General features: G+C 76.2%; 1 protein-coding gene. It reads left to right on the plus strand.

The window, feature by feature from the left end:
• Positions 1-282 precede the first annotated feature (282 nt).
• The gene (locus E4P40_RS27755) at positions 283-693 is read left to right on the plus strand and encodes a DUF3040 domain-containing protein (RefSeq protein WP_135161496.1); all 411 of its coding nucleotides are present in this window, start codon (positions 283-285) and stop codon (positions 691-693) included.
• The last annotated feature ends 138 nt before the right edge of the window (positions 694-831 follow it).

Consider the following 831-nt stretch of genomic DNA (forward strand, 5'->3'; position numbering starts at 1 on the left):
GGCACCACCGACGGGGGAGCGGCCGCCGCACACGCCCGGGCGGACGCCGTCCCACGGTCCGGACGCGGTCGCGGCCGGCGGTCCGGGGCGGAGTCGCCGGCGGGGGATCCGGGCTGACCTGGGCGGATCCGCCCCCGGAGGCCACTCGGAGGAGTGATCGGGGCAGGTTCCCGGCGGGTCGCCGCACGGTCGCCTTTCGCGTGTTGCCAAGGCCTCGTATCGTGGGTATCACCGTCGGCGGGAGCCTCCGACGGCCTTGGCTCCGCCCACCTGGAGGACGACGTGCCGCTCTCAGAACACGAGCAGCGTCTGCTGGAGCAGATCGAGCGCGCCCTCGTGGACGACGACCCCAAGTTCGCCTCGTCCGTCCGCACCGGTGACCGCCGGCTGAAGGCGCGCCGCAAGATGCAACTCGGTGCCGTCCTCGTCCTCGTGGGTCTGGCAGTACTGGTCGGCGGCGCCGTGGCCCGGTCGGTGCCGCTGGGCGTCTTCGGCTTCCTCGTCGCCTTCGGTGGCGTCACCCTCGGCGTCCTCAACTACAAGGCAGCCACCGGCGCCGTCGAGGCCGGGTCCACCCCGGCCGGCGGTCGCGGGCCGGCCGCTCCCGGCCGTGCCGGTCGCGGCGGGCGCGTCGGCCGGCAGCCGCTGAAGAACCGCCTCGAGGAGCGCTTCCGCCGCCGCTACGACCAGTAGCCCCACCGGCCTCCGACAGCCGTCGTCCCGCGGGACGGCGGCTGTCGTGCGTCAGACCCCGGGGGTGCCCGTCCGCCGGTGCAGGACGCCGAGCGTGGCCCCCCGCGCCCGCCGCACCCAGCCCGCCACAGCGGACCG

The organism is Blastococcus sp. CT_GayMR20, assembly GCF_004570345.1.